Annotated in this window: 1 protein-coding gene; it reads left to right on the top strand. The window is 72.0% G+C overall.

The genetic code is table 11. The features are described 5' to 3' along the window. Positions 1-137 precede the first annotated feature (137 nt). Positions 138-1,418, top strand: coding sequence for an NAD(P)/FAD-dependent oxidoreductase (locus DI269_RS13030; RefSeq protein WP_157974953.1), 1,281 nt, complete (start codon positions 138-140; stop codon positions 1,416-1,418). Positions 1,419-1,450: the final 32 nt, after the last annotated feature.

Here is a 1,450-nt window from a genome sequence, read left to right as displayed (position 1 = left end):
GGCGGACCGCTTCGCGCGGTCCGCCGCACCGGCGTCTTCGGGGGCCTTGGTCCCGGCGATGACGGCGATTGGTCACTGTCACGGGAGGCCGCGCCGGGATGGGATGGAGGTACCAAGCGACCACCTCGGGAGGGGCCATGCACACCAGACCTCGCGTCGTCATCGCCGGCGGCGGATTCGCCGGCCTGGAGACGGCCTTCACGCTCCGCTCGCACCTGGGAGAGGAGGCCAACCTGCTGATCGTCGCCGACCAGCACGACTTCGTGTTCAAGCCGAACTCGATCTACCTGCCGTTCGGCGGCGACGAGGCGAAGCTCCGGGTGCCCCTGTGGTCCCCGGCGGTGCGCCGCGGGATCGACCTGATCGCGGGCTCGCTCGCCGACGTCGACACCGGCGCCAACCTGATCCGGCTCGCCGACGGCACGCTGGAGCACTACAACTACCTGGTCCTCGCGACCGGGGCCGCCATGAGCCCCGAGGAGATCCCCGGGCTCGCGGAGCACGCGCGGACGATCTGGACGCCGGAGCAGATGCACGAGCTCGGCGCGGACCTGGAGCGCCTGCGGGCCGAGACCGCCGACGGGAAGGTCAAGCACGTCCTGTTCCTGGTGCCGCCGGGCAACAAGTGCGCCGGGCCGCTGTACGAGATCGTGTTCATGCTGGAGACCTGGCTGCGCCGACACCACCTGCGCGACCTCGTCTGCCTGACCTTCACGACCTTCGAGTCGAAGTTCATCCAGGCGTTCGGGCCCGGCGTCCACCAGGTCGTCACCGAGGAGTTCGCTGACCGCGGCATCAACGGGTACACCGGCCACACGGCCACCCGCGTCGAGCAGGGGCGCGTCGAGTACGCCAACGGGACCGCCCACACCTACGACCTGCTCGTGGCGTTCCCGCCGTACGTCGCGGCCGTCGACTACCCGAGCCTGCCGACCGACGACCGCGGCTTCCTGCTCACCGAGCCGGAGACCCGCCGCGTCAAGGGCACCGACAACGTGTACGCGCCCGGCGACGCCGGCGACTTCCCGGTCAAGCAGGCGTTCCTGGCGTTCCTCCAGGCCGACGCGGTCGCCGACGACATCGCCGCCCGCATCGCCCCCGCCGCCGTGCCGCACCCGCGCCGGTTCGCGCCGATGAGCATGTGCGTCATGGAGATGCTCGACAAGGCCACGTTCGCGCAGGTGCCGCTCCAGACCACCGGCGACCCGGCCGCCCCGGTCCGCGTCGACCCCGGGGCCCGGGAGGACTACCTCGTGGGCGTCTCGCCGCTGTGGCGCATCGGCAAGAAGGCCCTGGGCTACTACCTGCCGCACCAGTTCGGCGCCGGCCGGCCCTTCCACGGCGGCCTCCCCTGGCACACCATGGAACTGGGTCTCAAGGGCATGGCCAAGACCCTGGCCGCACCCGTGCGCGAATGACCGCCCGCGGCGCGGGGCCGGCCGGAGGGCCG

This window comes from Glycomyces dulcitolivorans (assembly GCF_003265355.1).
Taxonomy (GTDB): Bacteria; Actinomycetota; Actinomycetes; order Mycobacteriales; family Micromonosporaceae; genus Glycomyces; species Glycomyces dulcitolivorans.
This window is presented reverse-complemented; position numbering and strand designations above follow the sequence as displayed.